General features: G+C 69.1%; 1 protein-coding gene. It reads left to right on the top strand.

Annotated features, from left to right (window positions below; genetic code table 11):
* Window positions 1–777: condensation domain-containing protein (locus A5714_RS10520; RefSeq protein ID WP_231975864.1), on the top strand; the 777-nt coding region annotated here is incomplete at both ends.

The following is a 777-nucleotide window of genomic DNA, read 5'->3' on the forward strand; positions in this document are numbered from 1 at the left end:
CCGGTCCGCTACCTGTTCGAGGTCTCCACCGTGCGCGACCTCGCCGACCATCTGAACCGGCATCGTGGCGGTCCGGCGCGGCCGCCGCTCGTCGCACTGCCCCGGCCGGACCGTGTTCCGTTGTCGTACGCCCAACAGCGGCTGTGGTTCCTCAACCAGTTCGAGGACGGCGCCGCGACGTACAACATGCCGACCGCCTTTCGGTTCACCGGCGCGCTGAACGTCGAAGCGCTGGCCGCGGCGTTGGACGACGTGATCGCCCGGCACGAGTCGCTGCGAACCGTCTTTCCCGACGTCGACGGCGTGGCCCAACAACAAGTGCTGCCGGCCCACGCAGGCCTGTGGCGGCAGGAGGGTGCGCCGACGGTGCTGCCCATGGCCGAACACGACATCGCCGCCGCTCTGCAAGATTTGGCGGCGTACCCCTTCGATCTGTCGGTCGATGTCCCCATTCGCGCGCAGCTCTTCTCGGTGGGAGCCGGACAGCACGTCCTGGGTATCGTGTTGCACCACATCGCCTTCGACGGCTGGTCAATGGCGCCGATGGTCACCGACATGGGCCGGGCCTACCAGGCGCGGTGCCGGAACCGGGCGCCCGACTGGGTGCCGCTGCCCGTGCAGTATGCGGATTACGCCCTGTGGCAACGGGATTGGCTGGGACGCGAGTCCGACCCCGACAGCGTGCTGCACAGGCAGCTGGCCTACTGGCGTCAGGAATTGGCCGATGTGCCGGAGCTGATATCGCTGCCCACCGACCGGGCCCGGCCACCGGCGCCC

The sequence above is a fragment of the Mycobacterium sp. E2462 genome, assembly GCF_001672685.1.
In the GTDB taxonomy this organism is placed as follows: domain Bacteria; phylum Actinomycetota; class Actinomycetes; order Mycobacteriales; family Mycobacteriaceae; genus Mycobacterium.